We start from the raw sequence: 22292 nt of genomic DNA, 5'->3' as shown, positions 1-22292 counted from the left end.
TTTGTGATCCTAGACACTATCGTGGACAGTACTTCCCTCTAAATTCTTAAAATATTTCTGCTCAAAAGCTTCAGGGCTTAACCAACCATTTGCAGAATGCCTTCTGATTCGATTGTAGTAAACTTCAATATATTCAAACAAGACCGAATTTGCCTCTTTTCTTGTAGAAAATACACTGTCATGTACCACATGCCCTTTCAATGTATGGAAAAAACTTTCTGTTACTGCGTTATCCCAACAATTTCCCCTACGTGACATACTTTGTATTGCCTTATTTGTCAGTAATACAGCTCTGAAATCGCGACTGCAATATTGACTGCCTTGATCCGAATGAATCATCAAGCCTGTTGGATAACCCTGACGTGCAAGTGCATAGTTAAACGCATCACATACCAATTGACGATCTATTCGTGTACTTGTCTGCCAACCGACGATACGTCGGCTAAATAGATCTAGCATCACGCATAAATATAACCAGCCTTCCTTCGTTCGAATATACGTAATATCAGTCGTCCAGACCTTATTTGGCTCAGTTACAGTGAACTGTTGATCTAACAAATTTGGTGCTGTTGGCAAACGATGATTTGAATCAGTCGTATGCCTATATTTACGGGCAATTTTACTGTGTAATCCTAGTTTTTTAAGCATTCGACCTATTGTGCGCTCACTCATGCTGTAACCTAGGTCATGCATATCATGAACGAGGGATGGTGCACCTAAACGAGCGTGGTGCTGCCAATACACCGCTTGTAAATCATCATACTGCTTTGCTATACGTACCTGACGTTTTCTCCATGCATAGAACCCCGAAGTACTGACACCTAATTGTTTGCACAGTACAGTGACTTTAACCTTTTCCATTGCAAAGTCTTTGATTACCGTGTACTTCTCTTGCCTTGATCGGTGAGGAAATACACATGCACTTTTTTTAGTATGTCATTTGCCTCTTTGAGTTGTTTGACTTCTTTTTCTAGATCTAATATTCGCTGTTGCTCAGGTGTTAACTGACGTTTGCTTGATCCTTCTGGATTAGCAGTACGAATCCATTTATCAAGTGTCGAGTAACCAACACCAAGCTTTACCGCAATTGATGCTAATGATTCATGTGAGTTCGCAAGTGCATAATCAATTGCTTGCTGTTTAAATTCTGGACTAAAGCGTTTAGCCATGTGTACATCTCCAAAGTTAACGTTACATTATCTTCAGAGGGACAGTGTGTCCATTACTTTGGCTAGGATCATTGTGATTTTCTCGATGATTGAATTGTTCAAATTAAAACAGCTTTCTAATTTGCATAAGAAAGCTGTTTTAATCCATCTAAGCTACTTTTGGATTTTGATTAATCATCTGTGATTAAGCTATTTTTCTTAGTATCTTTCATAAAGATATAAGTAATTAAAGATAGACCAATCATAAACGTGATGTAGTAGAAGAAATAGTTTTCGTGACCTGCATTTTTAAAACTTAATGCCACTAATTCAGCTGTACCACCAAAGATTGTATTTGCTAAAGCGTATGGTAACGCAACACCCAGAGCGCGAATGTGAGCAGGGAACAGTTCTGCTTTAACTACCGCATTAATTGCAGTATAGCCAGTTACAATCACCATGCCACTCATACATAAGAAAAATGCAGTTTTAGGGTCTGTGGTTGAACCAAGCCCATTGAAAATAGGAATAGTGAATAAAACACCCAAAACACCGAAGGTGATCATAATTGGTTTACGACCAATTTTATCTGAAAGTGCGCCAACAGCAGGTTGAATCAGCATGAAGACAAAGATCGCTGCCGTGGTAATTTCTGTGGCAGTAGTCTTTTCAAAGCCAGAGGTGTTAACCAAATATTTTTGTAAATAGGTGGTAAATGTATTGAAGGCCAAGGTTCCGCCAGCAGTTAACATGATAACGGTAAATGCTTGTTTAGGATACTTGGTGAATAAAGCAAATGCTCCTGATTTTTCACCACCATTTTTGGCATGTTCTTGCGCTTGTTTAGCTGATTCAGTTTCAACTAAGCCACGACGAATCCAGAATACAACAATGGCTAACAAAGCGCCGATGAGGAATGGAATACGCCATCCCCAAGCATGCAAGGCATCCTCTGAAAGTGTGCGTTGTAAGATAATCAATACGCATAGTGCTAACAACTGTCCTGAAATCAAGGTGACATATTGAAAGCTAGAGAAGAAACCACGATGATTTTTTCCTGCCATTTCAGTTAAATATGTCGCACTTGAACCATATTCACCACCGACACTTAAGCCCTGTAAGAGACGAGCAAAGAGCAGAAGCGCTGGAGCAAGCATACCGACAGAATCATAAGACGGTGCACAAGCGATAATTAAAGAACCGACACACATCAATGATACAGAAAGCGTTAAACCAGCTTTACGACCTTTACGATCGGCATAAATTCCCATAATCCAAGCGCCAATCGGGCGCATTAAAAAACCTAAAGCAAAAACAGCAGCAGCTTGGAGAAGCTTGACTGTTTCATTACCTTCTGGAAAGAACACTGGTGCAAAGTAGAGCGTAAATGCGGCGTAGACATACCAGTCATACCATTCAACTAGGTTACCAGCTGAGCCACCAAGTATAGATTTGAAACGAGTTTTTCTATCAAGTTGCGAAGGAGCAACCTGAGGTGATGAATTGGACAAGGCAATTCTCCAAAAGAATATGCAAAACATAGCCTGTTTAGGGTTCATTTGGGGTGAAAATCTAAACAGAAAAATCAAAAAGAGAGAATTTCAATCAGTACTGCGGAGAGATACAAATCATTACACAGCTCGTTATACGCAAGAATGAAGGTTGCCCTTATTAGACTTTGGTCGTATGCCTTTTTTTTGTTCAGGATCAATAGTTATTTAAGAATGGCTAAAATAAAGAATAATTTTTTTAAAACAATTATTTAATTTTAAATAGTTTAATGGGTGGCTGTTTTTAGTACAGATAAAGTGTTGGGTGGAAATGAGTCAAATGTGTGAAAAGTACTCAAATAAAAAAACGATCAGTATTGAGAATTAAGATTCAAAGCTAGCTGAATAACAAGAACTTATGTAATGTATGTATTTAAATGTTCATTTTCTAAAATAAAACAATAAGGTTTGCATTTATGAACTTCATGATTCGACAACAGCAAATTTTGGAACTGGTTAAACAACGGGGATATATCAGTATTGAAGAAATTGCGCAGATATTTACAGTGACACCGCAAACTGTACGCAGAGATATTAATCAGTTGGCTGATGCTGGATTGTTGCGACGTTATCATGGCGGTGCTGCGATAGACTCAAGTGTGACCAATACTGAATACAGTACACGCATGAGCCATAACGCAGAGGCAAAACAGCGTATTGCAGTTGCTGTGGCAAAAGCTATTCCAGATTATGCTTCTTTATTTATCAATATCGGGACAACGACAGAAGCAATTGCTGTCGCTTTATTGCAACATCGAGGGCTTAAAATTATTACCAATAATCTAAATGTTGCCAAAATCCTAAGTGTAAAAGAAGATTTTGAAGTGCTTATTGCCAGTGGCAAAGTTCGCCCCGATGGCGGGGTCATTGGGCAGGCGACATCTGAATTTTTTAAACAATTCAAAGTGGATTATGCCGTGATTGGCATCAGTGGAATTGATGCAGACGGGACGTTATTGGATTTTGATTTCCAGGAAGTTTCAGTCTCTCAAGAAATTATTGCGGGTGCTCGACAGATTTTTTTAGCTGTAGATGATAGTAAATTTGGTCGTCATGCAATGATGCGCATGGGGCATCTTCGAGAAATTGATCGTCTTTTTACCAATCAACAGCCTGCTGAAGCTTATATTCAACAAATCAATGCGGCAGAAGTGAATTTGATTGTGGTTTAGGCTTTATTCAATGACGAGCTTAAATGTCAGTTGCAAATCTATTGATTATCGAATAGACATTGATCAAAAAAAGTCTCTATTATTTTCTTAAATGAAAATAAACGAAAATATGTTAAAACTCTTCAATCAAAAGGTGATGTTATGATGCAAATGAACGAACCACAAACTTGTTATGACATCGTGGTGATTGGAGGTGGAATTAATGGTGTTGGGATTGCCAATGATGCAGTTGGGCGTGGTTTATCGGTCTTGCTTTGTGAAAAAGATGATTTGGCAAGTCATACCTCATCCGCCAGTAGTAAATTGATTCATGGTGGTTTACGTTATTTAGAACATAAGGAATTTCGCTTGGTTCGTGAAGCTTTGGCAGAGCGTGAAGTTTTACTGGCGAAAGCCCCACATATTATTCGTCCAATGCGTTTTATCATGCCTCATCAACCGCACCTTAGACCAGCTTGGCTAATCCGTACGGGTTTATTTTTTTATGATCATTTGGGCAAACGAGAAAAACTGCCAGGATCAAATTTAGTCCAATTCAACCCTGAAACCAGCCCATTAAATAAAGATATTACTCGTGGTTTTGAATACTCCGATTGTGCTGTTGATGATTCTCGTTTGGTGATTCTCAATGCAATGCAGGCACGGGAAAAGGGTGCAAAGATTGTTAGTCAAACACGTTGTATTGCTGCGCAACGTGAAAATGCTGTGTGGACAATCCAACTTGAAAATGAACAAGGGATATATCAAGTTCAAGCCAAAGTATTGGTCAATGCTGCAGGTCCTTGGGTGGCACAATTTATCCAACAGGATTTGAAATTAAAATCACCTTATGGCATTCGTTTGGTTCAAGGGAGCCATATCATTGTGCCAAAAATTTATGCAGGTGATAAAGCCTATATTATGCAAAATGACGATCAGCGAATCGTTTTTGCGATTCCTTATTTAAACCAATACACCATGATTGGAACCACAGATCGTGAATATCATGATGACCCTAATCAAGTTGAAATCACTCAACAAGAAATTGATTATCTTTTAAAAGTATCCAATGATCATTTTAAGACACAACTGAGCCAAAATGATATTGTCAGCACTTTTTCAGGTGTGCGCCCATTGTGTGATGATGAATCTGATAACCCAGCAGCAATCACGCGTGATTATACTTTAGCACTTTCTCAACAACATTCAGGTGAAGCACCTTTATTGTCGGTTTTTGGTGGCAAGTTGACGACATATCGCAAGCTTGCTGAATCAGCACTTGAGCAACTGAAAAAGTTTTTCCCTGAAATGCAACAATCTTGGACCGCACATGCTTTATTACCTGGTGCAGAAAACTTGGTCTCAGTAGAAGATTTAATCTTGGAGATCCAGACTAAAATCAAAGGCATTGATTTAGATACAGCAAGTCGCTGGGCACATGCTTATGGCACTTATGTATGGAAGTTTTTAAATTATTCCAGCTCAGTGCATGAGCTTGGGCAAAGTTTTGGGCATGGGCTTTATGCGCAAGAAGTGGATTATTTAGTCGATCAGGAATGGGCAATCACGAGTCAGGATATATTGAGTCGCCGTAGCAAGTTATATCTTGAATTTAAACAGGATGACATTGATCTTTTGGATGCCTACTTGCTTGAGTTACATGAACGTCGATTGCAAAAAGATGTTGCATAATGCAATTTATAAAGCCAATGAATCAAGCATTGGCTTTATTGTATTTTGTAGATTCAATTTGAATATTGAAGTTTAAAAATTAAACTTTTAACCTCAAACCATAACCATCCAACTTCGAATACTGAATCCTTTCATCTTGAACATTGTGTTTTATGATTCATTTGGCTGCTGCAATGTAAGCGCATCTTTCATAAATGTTTGTGCACTCATATAAATGAATACGGCACTCAGTAATAAGGTGATTGGAATAATAATCATGGCTTTGTGTAAACCGATGGCACGGAATTGATCCGTAATCCCTGTTGCACCTGATACAGTCATTGCGGCATTTGCATAATGATCAGAAAGTGCACCAACCAGAAGTGGACCAAATGCACCGCCTAATACATACATGATCGCAAGACATAAACCAAAAGCCATTGCTCTTTGATTGGGTTCGACAACTTCTTGAATAGCAGGGTAGACGGTTGTGTAATAGTTGTACATTGCAAGCCAACCGAGACAAGACAATACTGTAAATAAAACCACAGCTTGGCTTTTCAGCATTAGACTTAATCCAATCATAATCGCCGAGATCAATAAACACAGTGCTCCGAACAATAAACGACCCTTTTTAGATTTTTGATAAATCTTGTCTGCAATGACACCGCCAAGTGTTAAGCCGATTAAACCTGTTATCCCGATAATACATCCTGCAAGTAATGAGCCTTGGATTAAGGTTAACCCAAAATAACGTAGGAACAACGGCACTAGAAATGCGATGCCAGCAGCAATCGCAAGATTTTGCATAATGCCAGAAAGAATAATCCAACGTAGCGTTTTGATTTTTAAAAGGCTTCCTAAACTGTTTTGCTTTGAAGTTTTGGCTTGATAGTTTTCAGCTTCTGCTGCGCCTCGTGCAGGTTCTCGAATAAAGAAAAAACAGATGGCTAAGATCAGACCAGGTACAGCCGCAACGATAAAAGGTGCACGCCAACTGTTAAATGCTTGTGCAATCCCACCAACGGTGAAGAAAGCGAGTACCATTCCCACTGGTAAGCCGAGCATAAAAATACCTATTGCTTTGGCGCGATGCTGAGGTGGAAATAAATCTCCAATTAAAGAGTTCGCAGCAGGTGCATAACTTGCCTCACCGACACCAACACCTACACGAGCCATGAAAAAAGAGATATAACTCCATGCAAGTGCATTCATGGCGGTAAAGCCACTCCATGCGATTAAACCTATACCGATAATTTTTTTTCTTGAGTTGCGGTCTGCAAGTTTTCCAAAATATAAGCCAGCAATGGCATAGACTAAGGAAAATGCAGCAGCAAGCATTCCTAATTGTTTGTCATTTAGACTATATTCTAATCTGATTGATTCAATGACCACGGCTGGAATTGTACGATCAAAAAAATTCATCGTATTGGCTAGAAACAACAGAATCAAAATCTTCCATTTGTTGTGGATTAAGCTATTCACGGTAACAACTCCTTTGTTTATTTTTGGAAGATCAAGCGATCCGACTTGATCCGATTTAGAAGTATTGTTTTACGATTGATGGAATTTTTTTAACCACCACTTATTGTTCATATTGTTTAGAAAATCTATATAATATATTTATTAAATGCAAGTGAAATTAAATTGATTGTGGTTTTTTTAGATAAATAACCAAATAAAGAAAAGGATAGTCATTAGATTTATGATATTTGTGTAGGAATTAAAACAAATAAATAACTCTGTGCCTTATTTGGATATAAGCATCATATGGCAGCAATATTTTTTAATACTCTGCAATTTAAGTTTTTGTATTTTATTTATAACGCTATAATTTATATAAGAATAGTAATATGAAGTGATAAAGCTTGTGATTACAAATGAAGCGGAAAACTCATGGTTTTTATTGTTCACTTTCCATTGAGGAAACCCAAAAAAACAATCCAACGTTAAACTCTTTTACTTGCTGGATTGATTCACTATATTTTTTAATAAAAAAATCAATAACTTTTCCAGAGGGCGCCTAACTTGAAATCCCATTCACTTGGTGTAATCACCATCCGTCCTGCATTTGGTGTCAACGTGATTTCACTGAAAAAAACATCGTCTCCAGCCAATAAAAAGTCGATACGACTATAACCATGTTTAAAGCAAAGGTCTTGAGAAAGTTGCAGCATTTTGCTTAAACTTTTCGGTTGAGCTAAGCCTAAGGGGCTATTATTCTTTAAGTCAACTGTAAAGGGTTGTAGTACCCAATCGGTATCATAAATATTTGAATAATCAATGCCTTGACTATCTTGAACATCGACTTCTATATATCTAGGTTGACCTTCGAAACAATGTACTCGACTGGTGGTAATCGTTAACTGGCTATTTGGATCTGTCCATAATTCAACAAACTCTTCAGCCAGAATCAACGGTGTAATATTTTTATAATGCCATTCTCTTTTTTTAAAATACATATTTTGTTTTAAATGATGCTTTAATTTTAGTTCTGCATTTTTAATATCAAATTGACTTTTATCATGGCACACGATTGCGCTACCGCTATCATGATTGCACTTTAAAACAAATTTAGACGGGAGTTTATTAAACTCAATTTCGCTAAAGCATTTGTATACACCAAGTAAAGGTACAAAATGTGAGCAACAAATTTTATCTGAAATAATTTCTCTCACTGTCAACTTGTCGGCCAGTTTTGTATGCAGAGGCGCTCTTTCATAGATCATGCGCGCAGTTACTTTTTCATTAAAACTTTCTGGTTTATCAAAGTCAGGTGTGTAACCTAATTTATTAATAAATCTTTTTGTAAGGTATTTCTTGTCAGAGACAAATTTAGTTCTAATGACTTTCGCTGTATAGATAATATTTTCAATCATGGGAAAGAATAAAAAAATAAAGGAATGATTTTTTTAATTATAGAGGAAATATGGATTTTTTGTATTGCAAAAATATCATATTGTGGATTTAACGCAAAATATTACATTTAGAATACAAATGGCTTTATTTTAATCGGTTATTCCGTTTAAATTGTTTTTGAGTTGCATGCGATAGTGACTCAAAATTAGAAAAGCATACTACTTGAATCCTTTAATCCATCACAATGATTATAGATTGAATGCAAAAAGACCGCTCGAAAGCGGTCTCTTGAATGCTTAATTTAAATTAAGCTGATTTTTTTACAGCCTCTAAAAGCTCGTTTTGACGATTTTTAAGTGCTGCAGGTAAACGGTCACCTAACTTGTTAAACAATTCAGTATGACTTTCAATCTCTTTGATCCATTGATCTTTATCTTGAGATGTTACAAGATCAAATTGCGCTTTAGTAAAGTCAGAACCTGTCCAGTTCAATTGCTCAAATGTTGGAACTAAGCCAATCGGTGTTTCAACTGCATCTGCACGACCTTCACAACGGTCAATGATCCACTCAAGCACACGCATGTTTTGACCGAAACCAGGCCATACAAAGTTGCCTTCAGCATCACGACGGAACCAGTTTACGTTGTAAATACCTGGTAATTTGTTGCCAGCAGCTTTTGCTTTTGCACCTACTTCTTCACCCAGTTCTAACCAATGAGCGAAGTAATCCGCCATGTTGTAACCAGCAAATGGCAACATCGCAAATGGATCACGGCGAACAACACCTTGTTGACCTACTGCCGCAGCAGTTGTTTCAGAACCCATTGTTGCTGCTTTATATACACCATCTACCCAGTCGAATGCTTCTGAGATTAAAGGTACTGTATCCGCACGACGTCCACCGAAGATGAATGCAGAGATTGGAACGCCAGCTGGATTTTCCCAATCGGCATCAATAGAAGGGCATTGACCAGCTGCTACAGTGAAACGTGCATTTGGATGAGCTGCTTTTTCACCAGCAACATGTGGTTGACCTTTCCAGTTGGTTAAGTTTGCAGGTGCTTCTTTTGTTAAGCCTTCCCACCAAACTTCGCCATTGTCAGTCACCGCAACGTTGGTATAAATCACATCTTTGTGAAGTGTTGCCATACAGTTTGGATTGGTTTTGGTATTTGTTCCTGGTGCTACACCAAAGAAACCAGCTTCTGGGTTGATTGCATATAAGCGACCATCTTCACCTGGTTTAATCCAAGCAATATCATCACCTACAGTTTCAATCTTCCAACCTTCATAACCTGCTGGTGGAATAAGCATCGCAAAGTTGGTTTTACCACATGCAGAAGGGAACGCTGCTGCGATATAGTGTTTTTCACCTTGAGGATTTGTCACACCAAGGATAAGCATATGTTCAGCTAACCAACCTTGTTGACGACCCATAGAAGATGCGATACGTAAAGCAAGACATTTTTTACCTAATAATGCATTACCGCCGTAACCTGAACCATAAGACCAGATTTCACGTGTTTCTGGATAATGCACGATGTATTTTTCTGGGTTGCAAGGCCAAGCAACATCTTTTTGACCTTCTGCAAGAGGCGCACCTACTGTATGTACGCAAGGAATAAAGTCACCATCTGTGCCAAGTACGTCATAAACAGCTTTACCCATACGAGCCATTTTACGCATACTTACAGCAACATAAGGAGAATCAGTAATTTCAATACCGATGTGTGCAATGTGAGAACCTAATGGACCCATTGAGAATGGAACCACATACATTGTGCGGCCTTTCATTGCGCCATCAAACAAACCGTTAAGACGAGCACGCATTTCAGCAGGAGCTTCCCAGTTGTTAGTCGCACCAGCATCTTCTTGTTTTTCAGAACAGATGAATGTACGACCTTCAACACGAGCTACGTCAGACGGATCAGAATTCGCTAAATAAGAACCAGGATGTTTTTCTTGGTTCAATGCTTGCATAGTGCCGTTAGCGATCATCAAGTCGATATAACGTTGATTCTCTTCTTCGCTTCCGTCACACCATTCAATTTTTGCAGGTTTAGTCAATTTAGCAATTTCTTCAACCCAGGCAATGAGCTTAGGATGACGAACGAATTCTGGTGCGTTCACTTGGGTCATGGTGAGGCCTATCTAAAATATGTACAATTTTGTGTACAAATAACAACCTGAATGAAGTGGTACAACATTCAAATTTAAGTAAGAAAAAAAGTGGACGTATTAAAACATATATTCATAAAAAAAATAAGACTAAAGGCTTAAAAGATGCTTAACCCAAGGGGTGGTGTAAGTGATTGATTTTTAGTGTTTAAGCGGAATTATTGGTTGATATTTAACACTATTTAATAAAGCAATGAGTAATATTTTTATTGTAAATAATAATAATTAACAATAACTTGAAAATAAGAAGCTGTAAAAAATTATTATTGATTTAATAAATGGGTATAATTCGAATTTTACATAAAGGTGCTTTTATTTGCTTAGAAAATCGACGAAATTAGAGCAAATACTTCACAATAATCAAACTTATGGATACAGATTTAAAGCCTCTTTCGATGATTTACAATGAAAAATCAGGTTTTCATGCAAATCACAAAGATGAGGTTTACGAAAAACTCATGACCATCTGGACCACACATGGTTTTGAAATACAGGTTTTTGATATCAGTACAGAAGGCGATATTCAGACCTTAATGAAAAAAATCTATCAACGACATGCACAATATTCAAAACTCGGGGTTATTGTTGCGGCAGGTGGTGATGGTACGTTGAATGCTGTTGCATCGCAAATGCTTCATCAAAATATTCCGATGGGTATTTTGCCATTAGGCACATTTAATTATGTAGCACGTGCCTTGAATATTCCATTGAATCTGCTTGAGGCAGCTCATGTTATTGCGACAGGAGAACCACGTGCATCCCACATCGCATGTATCAATGATCAAATTTATTTAAACAATGCCAGTTTGGGTTTGTATCCGTTATTCATCAAAAAAAGAGAGGATTACAATCGGCGTTTTGGACGTTTTGCTTTAAATGCATATACTTCAGGCTTGGATGTACTGATTCGAGACCGTAAAGAACTCAAACTCGAAATTGAGGTGGATGGACAAAAATATCCAGTCAAAACGCCTTTAATCTTTTTTGGAAATAATCAACTACAACTTAAAGAATTAAATTTACGAATTTCCAAATGTGCTGAAGTGGGAGAGATCGCAGGGGTAGTGATCGCAAAAGGGGATAAGGTCACTTTATTTAAAACACTATTTCAGACCATTCGAGGAAAATTAGAAAAAGCATCAGATGTGTATAGCTTTGGTGCAGATAAAGTGATTGTGTATTCGAAAAAGCCTAAACTAACGGTTGCGATTGATGGAGAAATTGTGTCAATGGATACACCTTTGAACTTACATGTAGAGAAAAATGCTTTAAATATTATGGTACCTGCGCATGCTGCTACATCTATCTGATCTGCATTTTGGAACAGAGCGTCAAGCATGTATACAGGCGATTCAGCGGTTTTGTGCACAGCATCAACCAGAAGTTGTAGTGGTGAGTGGAGATCTGACTCAACGTGCTAAATTTAAAGAGTTTTATGCGTGTAAGCAATTTTTAGAATCTTTAAAAACGCCATATTTTGTTGTCCCAGGTAATCATGATATTCCGCTTTATCATGTATGGAACAGGGCATTTCGACCTTTTGGTCTGTATCAATTATTTTTTGGCAGTTTAGAGCGGACATTGTTGACTCAGCATTTTTATTTGATTGGTATGAACAGTATTCGCCGTCGCTATCATACACGCGGGCATATCTCATTTGAACAGATAGAAAGTGTCAATCAATTGTTGATGGATGCGCCAGACAATAAATTAAAAATTATTGTCAGTCATCAACCTTTTTATACTTCGAATGAAGATCATCATTTAAAAGATTGTCCGGCTTTAGGACAATTTGCAATCAAGGAATGGGGGCAGCATCAGCTCTATGCTTTATTGCACGGTCATTTACATCTCGTTGCAGTCTATGATTTAAATCAAGCATTTACTTTAAATTTATCTCATCCTGTATATGAAGTGCATGCAGGTACTGCTGTGTCTCGTCGTTTGCATAAAAAAATCCCAAATAGTTTTAATGTGATTCATGAAAACGGTACATTTCAACACTATTTTTTTGATGAACAATTACAAGAATTTATTGCTCAATAATGAAAAAAATCGGTTGAATTTTTTGACAATCTGACGTGAACGAATAAAAAAAATACAAATTAGATAAATTTTTTTTAATTTTCCCCTTGAAGCGTTTATTTCCATCCCCACAAATGTGACATACAAATATTTTGTCGATGACCTAGGAATAAGAAGTCATCTTCCCTGAGTAATCAATGACATTTAGACGATGTCTATGGAGTTTTATATGAGCAACATTCGTCCATTACATGATCGCGTAGTTATTCGTCGTGTTGAAGAGGAAACAAAAACTGCTGGCGGTATTTTACTTCCAGGTTCTGCAGCTGAAAAACCAGCACAAGGTGAAATCATTGCTGTAGGAAATGGTCAAATCACTGACAATGGTGTGCGTGCATTAGACGTTAAAGTTGGTGATAAAGTATTGTTCGGTACTTATGCAGGTACAACTGTAAAAGTAAGCGGTGAAGAACTTTTAATTATGAAAGAATCTGACATTTTAGCGGTACTTGAAGGTTAATTCAGACCGAGATGGTGTGTTGTTTTTGATCAATTAAAAACAATATGCCTCATCCACTTTTAAATTAGATGGTTAAAGAATAAAGATTATTGGAGTTAAGCATGTCAGCTAAAGACGTAAAATTTGGTGATTCAGCTCGTTCAAAAATGATTGCGGGCGTAAATGTACTTGCAGATGCAGTTAAAGTAACTTTAGGTCCTAAAGGTCGTAACGTTGTTATTGATCGTTCTTTTGGTGCACCACACATCACTAAAGATGGTGTAACTGTTGCAAAAGAAATTTCGTTGAAAGACAAATTCGAAAACATGGGTGCGCAATTGGTTCGTGAAGTTTCTTCAAAAACCAATGATATCGCGGGTGATGGTACTACAACAGCAACTGTACTTGCTCAAGCAATTTTAAATGAAGGGATCAAATCTGTAACTGCAGGTATGAACCCAATGGATTTAAAACGCGGTATTGATCTTGCTGTCAAAGCTGTTGTTGAAAATATCAAAGCAACGGCTAAACCAGCTTCTGATACCAAAGCGATTGAACAAGTTGGTTCGATTTCTGCAAACTCTGACGAAACTGTGGGTAAATTAATTGCACAGGCGATGGAGCGTGTTGGTAAAGAAGGCGTAATCACAGTTGAAGAAGGTTCAGGTTTCGAAGACGCACTTGACGTTGTAGAAGGTATGCAGTTTGACCGTGGTTATATCAGCCCGTATTTTGCAAACAAACAAGATACTTTGACAGCTGAACTCGAAAATCCATTCATCCTTCTTGTTGATAAAAAAATCAGCAACATCCGTGAATTGATTACAGTTTTAGAAGCTGTTGCTAAAACAGGTAAGCCACTTCTTATCATTGCTGAAGATGTTGAAGGTGAAGCACTTGCAACACTTGTTGTGAACAACATGCGTGGCATCATCAAAGTGTGTGCTGTTAAAGCACCTGGTTTTGGTGACCGTCGTAAAGCAATGCTTCAAGATATTGCGATCTTAACTGGCGCTACTGTGATTTCTGAAGAAGTGGGTATGTCTTTAGAGCAAGCTTCTCTACAAGATTTAGGTACTGCGCACAAAATCACAGTATCTAAAGAAAATACAGTGATTGTAGATGGTGCTGGTGATGCAAATCAAATTGCTGAACGTGTTACTCAAATCCGTGCACAAATCGAAGAATCAACTTCTGAATACGATAAAGAGAAACTACAAGAACGTGTTGCTAAATTAGCAGGCGGTGTTGCTGTAATCAAAATCGGTGCTGCAACTGAAGTTGAAATGAAAGAGAAAAAAGACCGTGTAGACGATGCGCTTCATGCAACTCGTGCTGCGGTTGAAGAAGGTGTTGTTGCAGGTGGTGGTGTTGCGCTTGTACGTGCTGCTAAAGCGCTAGACGGTGTTGTTGGTGCAAATGATGACCAAACTGTAGGTGTAAATATCCTTCGTCGTGCGATTGAAGCACCACTTCGTCAAATTGTTTCTAATGCAGGCGATGAGCCTTCTGTAGTAATCAATGCTGTGAAAAATGGCGAAGGTAACTTTGGTTACAACGCTGCGACTTCACAATATGGCGACATGTTAGAAATGGGTATCCTTGATCCTGCAAAAGTAACACGTTCTGCACTTGAACATGCTGCTTCTGTTGCTGGTTTAATGTTAACAACTGAATGTATGATCACAGATATTCCTGAAGATAAACCTGCTATGCCTGATATGGGCGGAATGGGTGGTATGGGCGGAATGATGTAAGTCATTCTGATCTCAGATCATAAAAAATCCCCGCCATTGTGCGGGGATTTTTTTATGATCAGGGCGAGGTTTTGAATAAGGTTTGAATTTATTGGTGAAATAAAAATAGATACTGATGATTTATAAGAATAGTAGAGTTTAGTTGTCTGCTTAAATCAATAATGGTATTTGGGTGTTGATCAAACATACATATTGAGAATGCTTTATTTTTATATAAAGGTTTAAAAATTACCTAAAAAGAATAATCACCCAAGTAAAGAAAATAATGGATTGCGCTACAAATTGAGCCGCACTTCCCATGTCTTTTGCATTTTTGGAAAGCGGGTGGCGTTCTAAAGATACTCGGTCAACCACAGCTTCAAGTGCTGAATTGAACAACTCAACGATGATTGCCAGTAAACATACCCCAATCATCAAGGCTTGTTCTACTGAACTCACATCAAGAAAAAAAGTAATTGGGATTAATATTAGATTAATCCAAACGATCTGACGAAAAGCAGCTTCATTTTGATAAGCAGCTTTAAAACCCGCTAAAGAATAACCCGTAGCATTAAGAATGCGTTTAAAACCTGTTGTACCCTTAAATGGAGAATAATCACTCATAAATCAAAGCTGCTATATTTTTGAACAAGTGTATTATTTTAAACTTAAATGGGTATTAATTTTAAGCAAAAAATGCTCAGTTTAGAAAAAATAAAGCAAGCGATTGAAACGATTGCTTTATTTTAGTTGAATCTTAAAGTGTTAATTTAGAATAGGATTTGCTTTCCAGTAGGCATCTAGTGCTTTACGTCCCAAACCAGGGTCATCTGTAAATAGTCCATCAACTCCAGCTTTAAAATACATTTCATATTCTTTGTTGGCACCCGTTTCACAACGTTTTGCAGCATCCGCTTCTGCGCTACTACATTTTAAATTTGCTGCCAAAAAGTTATTTTCAGGTCGGAAAGTATAAGGATGCACTTTTAAGTTGACTGCATGCGCATCAGCAACAAAAGAAGATGGTGCAGTATAGCTATCATTAAAGATATAAGGTTTCCATGGACCTACACCATCGGCATAGGTTGAGACTGTTTTTAAACCTTGTGCTGTTGCCATATCGCCATAAGTTGTTTTCAGACCTTGCGCAACATAATCTGCTGGGCTTGCTTTTTGTCATCATAGAGCTGAATAATTTTGGCATGCTTTAATGTCTTGTAAAGTGTTAATTGTTCTTTAAAGTATTTGAGATTACTGACTTCAAAAGACTGTAAATAAATTGGGGCAATTTCGCGTGTGTATTGATATTTCGCTAAAGTTTTCAATACAGGATCTTCCATACCTAAATTGAGCTTTTGAAAATAAGTTGGATGTTTGGTTTCGATATACAAGCCAATAATTTTTCCTGTTTTTTTGTAGTTTTTTTCTGCAAGTTCGATAATCTGTTCAAGGGTAGGAATATTGAATTGATCATTATATTGCGTATTGTTTGGGCGTAATGCTGGAATTCTTTCACGTGCTTTAATCAAATTTAATTCACTTGCATTGAAGTCTTCAGTAAACCAACCTGTTAAAGACACCCCATCAATAATTTTAGTTTTTTTGCGATCTGCAAATTGAGCTAAGGTGCTGACATTGGTGGTACCGCCAATTTCATTTTCATGACGTGCGACTAAAATACCATCTTTGGTTGAGACGAGATCAGGTTCAATAAAATCTGCACCATCGTCAATGGCTTTTTGATAACTTTCAAGTGTGTGTTCTGGACGTAAAGCACTTGCGCCGCGATGCCCAACAATAATAATCTTAGGCTCTTTATAATCAGGTGTTGTAACAATATTTGTTTTATCATCATTGCAAGCAGTTAAAAATATCATACTGCTGCTGATCAGCCATACTTTTTTATTCATTTTTCACTCAAATTATTGTGTAGAAATCGATCACAGTTTATGTGGTTAAATTGACATTGTGATGACATAAACAGGGGATTGAAGCAATTATTTATGGCGATGGTCTGTATACGATTAGGTGATCTCCACAGTTTCTTCATATTCAAGCTGATCATTCGGATTTCTGTTATTTTTTCTTGAGTTTTCGATCTAAGTCACAGAATATCAATATAAACGGAATTTAATGTTCAGCACGATCTTAACCACAATCATTTGGCACTGAAGCAAAACTAATGCTCTCTAAATTTTTTATTCAACGTCCTATTTTTGCGTGTGTCCTTGCGATTATCGTTATGGCTTTAGGCGTTTTTTCGGTTCTTAATTTGCCGATTGAGCGTTATCCAGATATTGCTCCACCACGGATTACAGTGTCAACAACTTATACTGGTGCAGACGCTGAAACTGTTGAAGAAAGTGTCACACAGGTTTTAGAGCAGCAAATTAAAGGTATTGATCACCTTTTATATTTCAGTTCAAGCAGTGATTCGTCTGGACGTGCTCGAATCAGTATTAGCTTTGAAAATGGGACTGATCCAGATACTGCCCAGGTTCAAGTACAAAACAGTATTAATGGGGTGCTGAACAGATTACCAGATGTTGTTCAACGCCAAGGAGTGACAGTAAATAAATCACTCGGCGATACCTTTATGGTAGTGGGTTTATATGATGAAACAGGAAAAAGCAATAATATTGAACTCGGCGATTATCTCGCTGATCATATAGAACAAGAATTATCTCGTATTGAGGGTATTGGAGAGGTAGATGTATTTGGTTCGCAGTATGCAATGCGAATCTGGCTTAATCCAAATTTACTGCGACAGTATCAGCTGATGCCAAGCGATATTCGTAGCGCAATTGAAGCGCAGAATACACAGGTTGCTGCAGGTGGTGTTGGCGATTTGCCCGTTGCTTCAGATCAATATTTAAATGCAAAAGTGACCGCAGGCTCTCGTTTAAGAACTGTAGAAGAATTTAAAAATATTATTGTGAAATCCAATACTGATGGAAGCTATGTTTATTTAAAAGATGTTGCACGCGTTGAATTAGGCGCTGAAAATTATCAATCATTTAATACCATCAATGGCTATCCATCATCAGGGATGGGCATCTCTTTATCTTCGGGTGCCAACGCCTTAGCGACATCGGCATTGATTAAAGCAGAATTAGCCAAGATTTCTGAAAAGCTCCCACAAGGTTACAAGATTGTTTATCCACGAGATAACACACCGTTTGTTCAAGAGTCGATAAAAGAAGTTGTTAAAACATTGTTTGAAGCGATCGTTTTGGTTGTTTTGGTGATGTTTATTTTCCTACAAAGTTGGCGTGCCACACTCATTCCAACCATTACCGTACCGATCGTTATCTTAGGGACGTTTGCAGTACTGTTTGCACTGGGGATGAGTATCAATACACTGACCTTGTTTGCTTTGGTGTTGGCAATCGGCTTGCTGGTGGATGATGCCATCGTTGTCGTTGAAAATGTAGAGCGCTTGATGCATGAACAGGGCTTAACCGCAAAGCAAGCCTCTATTGAATCAATGCAAGAAATGACCGGTGCTTTGATTGGGATCACCGTCGTATTGACTGCTGTATTTATTCCAATGGCATTTTTTACTGGGTCGACTGGTGTAATTTACCGGCAGTTTTCAATCACATTGGTTGCAGCAATGGCATTGTCATTGGTGGTTGCATTGGTACTGACACCTGCATTATGTGCAATTATTTTAAAACCTAATCCTCAACCTATGCGTTGGGCGACTTGGTTTAACACCAAACTTGAAAACTTAAAACAGCGTTATATCAAACTTATTCAAAAAACCTTGAATTTAAAATGGGTGATTTTGACATTATTTTTTGGTTTAACTGTCGTTTTTGCACTTTTTTATCGCGCTTTACCCACCAGTTTTATTCCAAGTGAAGACCAAGGAATGCTCAGTGTACAGTTCCGTTTAACAGATGGTGCACCGATGTCGAGTAGTCAGGTGGTTGGTGAAAATATACGCAAATACTTTTTGGAAAAAGAAAAGCAAAATGTCGATATTGTTCTGATTCGTTATGGTCGTAATTTCTCTGGTACAGGACAAAACCTAGGTACAGGTTTCGTTGCGCTCAAACATTGGGATGATCGTTCTGGTTCAGAAAATTCTGCGCAAGCGATTCGTGAGCGTGCGGTAAAGTATTTTAACAAGAATCCAAATGCTCGGATTACAGTGAGTTTGCCTGCTTCTGTGAATGGTTTGGGTGATAGTGATAGTTTAGAGTTTTGGATTCAGGATGTGAATGGTCAAGGGCGGAAATACCTTGATCAGCAGTTTAATGTTTTACAAACTCAAGCGAAACAATTCCTAACTTTTGAAAATTTAGATAAGAAGTCAAATCCAGACAAATCTAAGTTAAAAATTCATATTGATCAAAAAAGGGCATTGGCAAATGGTTTAAGTCAAACAGCCATTAATAGTACCTTGTCAGCTGCATGGGGTGGTTCTTATGTAAATGACTTTATAGATCGTGGTCGTATTAAACGTGTCATGATGCAGGGTGATGCTGAGTTCCGCTCAAAACCTGAAGATTTAGAGGTATGGACTGTTCGTAATGCACAAAATCAAATGATTCCATTCAGTAATTTTTCGACCATTGCTTGGGAAGGTGGACCAGATGTAGTGAACCGCTTCCAAGGCTATACAGCCTTGCAAATGGAAGCCAATACCGCGCCGCATACCAGTTCTGGTCAGGCAATGAATGATATTCAGAAGTTGATTAGCCAACAACAGGGGATTGATGTCGCTTGGAGTGGTTTATCATTTGAAGAACAGAAATCCAGTAGCCAAGCATGGTTACTGTACTTAATCTCAATTGGATTCATTTTTCTATGTTTGGCTGCATTATATGAAAGTTGGTCTATTCCAACGGCTGTGATTGCTGCGATTCCTTTAGGGATTGGAGGAAATATTATTTTTAGTCAATTGGCAGGGTTCCCTAATGACATTTACTTTCAGATCGCTTTGCTGACGACAATTGGTCTGTCGTGTAAAAATGCCATTCTCATCGTCGAATTTGCAGCATTGGCGCAAGAAAAAGGCAAAACAGCGGTTGCAGCAGCACTCGAAGGTGCAGGACTACGTTTACGTCCAATTTTGATGACTTCATTGGCATTTGGTGCTGGGGTAATCCCTTTAGTGCTTGCTTTCGGTGCAGGCGCTGCAAGCCGCCAAGAAATTGGCGTAAGTGTACTGGGTGGTGTGATCTTTGGAACAGTTTTGGTGTTGCTGTTTATCCCATTTATGTATGTGCTAATTCGAAGCATTTTTAAGTCTAAAGTATCAACTGAATCGTAAAAGCATGATTTTAAAATTGAGCTATGTTCTAGATCTCTGCGCTTGTAAATCAATGTATCCATGAGTATGCGCAGACGAGGTTAAACCAAGTCTGTGTATGATCTAGACGTCACATGATAAATAGTCAAACTAAAATATATTTTGTTCAAATTAGAAAGTAATTTTAACAACAAAAAAGCGCTTTATTTTCCTAGCATTACAGTCCAGTATTTGTGCAAAAGCGTGATCAACTTTGGATTTTCTTATGCAATTTTCTTTAGAATTAATTTCAAAAATAGAAAAAGCTATTCAAAACCACCAATTTGATGTTATTGAACAACATTTTGATCAAATCAATGACGCTGATATAGCCAAATTGTTGAGTGATTTATCCTTAAGTGAGCAGGTGACATTGGTAGAGCATCTGCCTAATGCTGCTTATATTCTTGAATTTTTATCATTAGATCAACAGCTTAAAATTGCTGAACATTTGCCAAAGCAGAACCTGATTCAAGTTCTTTCGCAGATGCATTCAGATGATCAGACGGATTTATTTAAATATTTACCTTATTCATTACAACAGTCTATCTATACTGAACTTAGTCCAGAAATCCAGCAACAGATTCAACATCTAGCCAAATATCCAGAAGAGTCTGCTGGGGCAATCATGAGTTCAGATTATGTGGCAGTGTCACCAAAACTGAATATTACCCAAGCGATTGAACAAATCAGAAAGATCGCGAAAAATCGTGAAACAGTCTATCTCATCTATGTTGTAGATCCAGATCATAAACTTTTGGGTGTGGCTTCTTTACGTGAAATGATTTTGGCTGATCCTAATCAAAATATTACGGATGTTATGCGTACAGACTTGATCATGGGGGATGTAAACGAAGACCAAGAAAGTATTGCTGAAAAATTGCATTATTATGATTTTATTGCACTTCCTATTGTCGATCAGCAGCAACGTTTAGTGGGTATTGTGACCTATGATGATGCAATGGATATTGCGACTGAAGAGGCGACAGAAGACTTTTTAAAATCCAGTGCTGTAACTTCTTCTCCTAAAATGAGCATTAAAACAGCACCGATTCATTATCTTTATAAGAAACGTGTGTTTTGGTTGGTCATTTTGGTATTTGGCAGCTTATTGTCTGGATTTGGTATCGCACATTTTGAAGACATCATTGCCAAGAATATTGTTTTGGTGTTCTTTTTGCCTTTGCTTGTCGGAAGTGGGGGAAATGCTGGCTCTCAATCTGCAACCTTGATGGTTCGAGCTTTGGCAACTGGGGATGTTCATTTAAAAGATTGGTTATATATGATTGGACGAGAGAGTTTAGTTGGATTATGTTTGGGTGGAACAATGGCGATAGCAGTCTCCATCCTTGGCTATTTTAGAGGGGATGCAATGGTCGCTTTGGTCCTCGCACTGAGTATGATGGGCATTGTCTTGATGGGATGCTTAATTGGTATGAGTTTACCGTTCATCTTGAATCGTTTAAAGCTAGATCCAGCAAGCGCCTCGGCACCTTTGGTGACCTCAATCTGTGATGCAACTGGAGTGATTGTTTATTTATGCATTGCTTCGATTATTTTATAAGTATTTTCTGAGTATTTTAATTGGCAATATCTTTTTTCAGTTCTCGGCTGCTTGGGATTTCGGTATAGCGAAATACTTGATAACCCGCTTGTATCAGCATGGCATCCCGTTGTGCATCAATATGTTCTTTACCAATATGACTCGGATCATCAAGTTCAATAATTGCAATCACTTCAAGTTGTGGATTAAGCAGTACAAAGTCAGTGACTTTACGATTGAATTTGGGACGTAACTTGAATTGATCACAGTCAATTAAGGCACTAAAAGCAACTTGTGCAAGTACATGGTACTGGGGAAAAGTCTCATTCAAGCGCAAAAACATTTTCTGTTCAAACGGTGTAATCACACGCTTTGCATAATAATGTTGGCGTTGAAATAAATAACGACCAAAGCAGGCAATCAGCAAAGCAATTGTTGCAATACAGCCGATAAATAAAAATAAAGCCTGATAAGAATCAAATGACATAAATCAAACAGTATGCGATAGGCAAGAAAAAACCCACTCAAATCTGAGTGGGTTTTTAGAATTTGGCTCTCCAACCTGGGCTCGAACCAGGGACCTGCGGATTAACAGTCCGTCGCTCTACCGACTGAGCTATTGGAGAATCT

General features: G+C 38.0%; 15 protein-coding genes, 1 tRNA gene and 1 pseudogene. 8 read left to right on the top strand and 9 right to left on the bottom strand.

Annotated features, from left to right (window positions below; all coding sequences use genetic code 11):
* Positions 1–9: 9 nt before the first annotated feature.
* A protein-coding gene (locus ACINWC743_RS00180; RefSeq protein ID WP_085947547.1) for an IS3-like element ISAbe12 family transposase occupies positions 10–1169 on the bottom strand; the annotation gives its coding sequence in 2 pieces (ribosomal slippage) (positions 10–932 and positions 932–1169; 1161 coding nt in all).
* A gap of 170 nt (positions 1170–1339) precedes the next feature.
* On the bottom strand, positions 1340–2659 hold the full coding sequence (locus ACINWC743_RS00170) for an MFS transporter (RefSeq protein WP_009583867.1): 1320 nt from the start codon (positions 2657–2659) through the stop codon (positions 1340–1342).
* 455 nt (positions 2660–3114) lie between these two features.
* Between ACINWC743_RS00170 and ACINWC743_RS00165 the strand changes: the two genes are divergently transcribed.
* Together ACINWC743_RS00165 and glpD are read left to right on the top strand one after the other, a co-directional pair.
* Positions 3115–3870, top strand: coding sequence for a DeoR/GlpR family DNA-binding transcription regulator (locus tag ACINWC743_RS00165; protein WP_005030709.1), 756 nt, complete (start codon positions 3115–3117; stop codon positions 3868–3870).
* 141 nt (positions 3871–4011) lie between these two features.
* The gene (gene glpD, locus ACINWC743_RS00160) at positions 4012–5541 is read left to right on the top strand and encodes a glycerol-3-phosphate dehydrogenase (RefSeq protein ID WP_009583874.1); all 1530 of its coding nucleotides are present in this window, start codon (positions 4012–4014) and stop codon (positions 5539–5541) included.
* Between the two features lie 150 nt (positions 5542–5691).
* Here the strand turns inward: glpD and ACINWC743_RS00155 are convergent, their stop codons facing one another.
* The 3 genes from ACINWC743_RS00155 to ACINWC743_RS00145 form a co-directional block, all read right to left on the bottom strand.
* Positions 5692–7005, bottom strand: a complete 1314-nt coding sequence (locus ACINWC743_RS00155; RefSeq protein ID WP_005030703.1) for a spinster family MFS transporter — start codon at positions 7003–7005, stop codon at positions 5692–5694.
* 515 nt (positions 7006–7520) lie between these two features.
* Positions 7521–8399 carry an ATP-grasp fold amidoligase family protein gene (locus ACINWC743_RS00150; protein WP_004828334.1) on the bottom strand — a complete coding sequence of 293 codons (879 nt, stop codon included), beginning with the start codon at positions 8397–8399 and terminating at the stop codon, positions 7521–7523.
* A gap of 286 nt (positions 8400–8685) precedes the next feature.
* Positions 8686–10518, bottom strand: a complete 1833-nt coding sequence (locus tag ACINWC743_RS00145; RefSeq protein WP_004828335.1) for a phosphoenolpyruvate carboxykinase (GTP) — start codon at positions 10516–10518, stop codon at positions 8686–8688.
* Positions 10519–10925: 407 nt separating this feature from the next.
* Here ACINWC743_RS00145 and ACINWC743_RS00140 point away from each other — a divergent pair, with 407 nt between their 5' ends.
* The 4 genes from ACINWC743_RS00140 to groL all read left to right on the top strand — a co-directional run bounded on the left by ACINWC743_RS00140 (position 10926) and on the right by groL (position 14838).
* Positions 10926–11867, top strand: a complete 942-nt coding sequence (locus ACINWC743_RS00140; RefSeq protein ID WP_009583876.1) for a diacylglycerol/lipid kinase family protein — start codon at positions 10926–10928, stop codon at positions 11865–11867.
* Complete coding sequence (locus ACINWC743_RS00135; protein WP_005030697.1) at positions 11848–12603, top strand: metallophosphoesterase family protein; 756 nt, start codon at positions 11848–11850, stop codon at positions 12601–12603. The genes ACINWC743_RS00140 and ACINWC743_RS00135 overlap by 20 nt, the downstream gene beginning before the upstream one ends.
* Positions 12604–12811: 208 nt before the next feature.
* Positions 12812–13102 carry a co-chaperone GroES gene (locus ACINWC743_RS00130; protein WP_004828341.1) on the top strand — a complete coding sequence of 97 codons (291 nt, stop codon included), beginning with the start codon at positions 12812–12814 and terminating at the stop codon, positions 13100–13102.
* Between the two features lie 101 nt (positions 13103–13203).
* Positions 13204–14838, top strand: coding sequence for a chaperonin GroEL (gene groL, locus ACINWC743_RS00125; RefSeq protein WP_004828344.1), 1635 nt, complete (start codon positions 13204–13206; stop codon positions 14836–14838).
* A gap of 228 nt (positions 14839–15066) precedes the next feature.
* Here groL and ACINWC743_RS00120 read toward each other — a convergent pair whose 3' ends face one another.
* On the bottom strand, positions 15067–15441 hold the full coding sequence (locus tag ACINWC743_RS00120; RefSeq protein ID WP_009583866.1) for a diacylglycerol kinase: 375 nt from the start codon (positions 15439–15441) through the stop codon (positions 15067–15069).
* A gap of 141 nt (positions 15442–15582) precedes the next feature.
* A pseudogene (locus ACINWC743_RS00115) lies at positions 15583–16727 on the bottom strand (glycerophosphodiester phosphodiesterase).
* 272 nt (positions 16728–16999) lie between these two features.
* On the opposite strand from ACINWC743_RS00115, the gene ACINWC743_RS00110 reads away from it, so the two are divergent.
* Both ACINWC743_RS00110 and mgtE read left to right on the top strand, forming a co-directional pair.
* Positions 17000–20101: a multidrug efflux RND transporter permease subunit gene (locus tag ACINWC743_RS00110; RefSeq protein ID WP_009583873.1), complete on the top strand. Its 3102-nt coding sequence runs from the start codon at positions 17000–17002 to the stop codon at positions 20099–20101.
* Between the two features lie 244 nt (positions 20102–20345).
* Complete coding sequence (gene mgtE, locus ACINWC743_RS00105) at positions 20346–21683, top strand: magnesium transporter (RefSeq protein WP_009583872.1); 1338 nt, start codon at positions 20346–20348, stop codon at positions 21681–21683.
* A 16-nt stretch (positions 21684–21699) separates the two neighbouring features.
* On the opposite strand, the gene ACINWC743_RS00100 is transcribed toward mgtE, so the two are convergent.
* Complete coding sequence (locus tag ACINWC743_RS00100; protein ID WP_009583875.1) at positions 21700–22149, bottom strand: DUF2726 domain-containing protein; 450 nt, start codon at positions 22147–22149, stop codon at positions 21700–21702.
* Positions 22150–22212: 63 nt separating this feature from the next.
* Positions 22213–22288 (bottom strand) — tRNA-Asn (locus ACINWC743_RS00095).
* Positions 22289–22292 lie beyond the last annotated feature (4 nt).

This window comes from Acinetobacter sp. WC-743, from assembly GCF_000335555.1.
GTDB lineage: Bacteria > Pseudomonadota > Gammaproteobacteria > Pseudomonadales > Moraxellaceae > Acinetobacter > Acinetobacter bereziniae.
This window is presented reverse-complemented; position numbering and strand designations above follow the sequence as displayed.

What these genes read in the sequence shown, in the direction of transcription:
- mgtE (WP_009583872.1), top strand. Translation starts at nt 20,346, where the DNA reads ATGCAATTTTCTTTAGAATTAATTTCAAAAATAGAAAAAGCTATTCAA.
- ACINWC743_RS00165 (WP_005030709.1), top strand. Translation starts at nt 3,115, where the DNA reads ATGAACTTCATGATTCGACAACAGCAAATTTTGGAACTGGTTAAACAA.
- ACINWC743_RS00120 (WP_009583866.1), bottom strand. Translation starts at nt 15,441, where the DNA reads ATGAGTGATTATTCTCCATTTAAGGGTACAACAGGTTTTAAACGCATT.
- ACINWC743_RS00145 (WP_004828335.1), bottom strand. Translation starts at nt 10,518, where the DNA reads ATGACCCAAGTGAACGCACCAGAATTCGTTCGTCATCCTAAGCTCATT.
- groL (WP_004828344.1), top strand. Translation starts at nt 13,204, where the DNA reads ATGTCAGCTAAAGACGTAAAATTTGGTGATTCAGCTCGTTCAAAAATG.
- ACINWC743_RS00100 (WP_009583875.1), bottom strand. Translation starts at nt 22,149, where the DNA reads ATGTCATTTGATTCTTATCAGGCTTTATTTTTATTTATCGGCTGTATT.
- ACINWC743_RS00110 (WP_009583873.1), top strand. Translation starts at nt 17,000, where the DNA reads ATGCTCTCTAAATTTTTTATTCAACGTCCTATTTTTGCGTGTGTCCTT.
- ACINWC743_RS00130 (WP_004828341.1), top strand. Translation starts at nt 12,812, where the DNA reads ATGAGCAACATTCGTCCATTACATGATCGCGTAGTTATTCGTCGTGTT.
- ACINWC743_RS00135 (WP_005030697.1), top strand. Translation starts at nt 11,848, where the DNA reads ATGCTGCTACATCTATCTGATCTGCATTTTGGAACAGAGCGTCAAGCA.
- ACINWC743_RS00150 (WP_004828334.1), bottom strand. Translation starts at nt 8,399, where the DNA reads ATGATTGAAAATATTATCTATACAGCGAAAGTCATTAGAACTAAATTT.
- ACINWC743_RS00140 (WP_009583876.1), top strand. Translation starts at nt 10,926, where the DNA reads ATGGATACAGATTTAAAGCCTCTTTCGATGATTTACAATGAAAAATCA.
- glpD (WP_009583874.1), top strand. Translation starts at nt 4,012, where the DNA reads ATGATGCAAATGAACGAACCACAAACTTGTTATGACATCGTGGTGATT.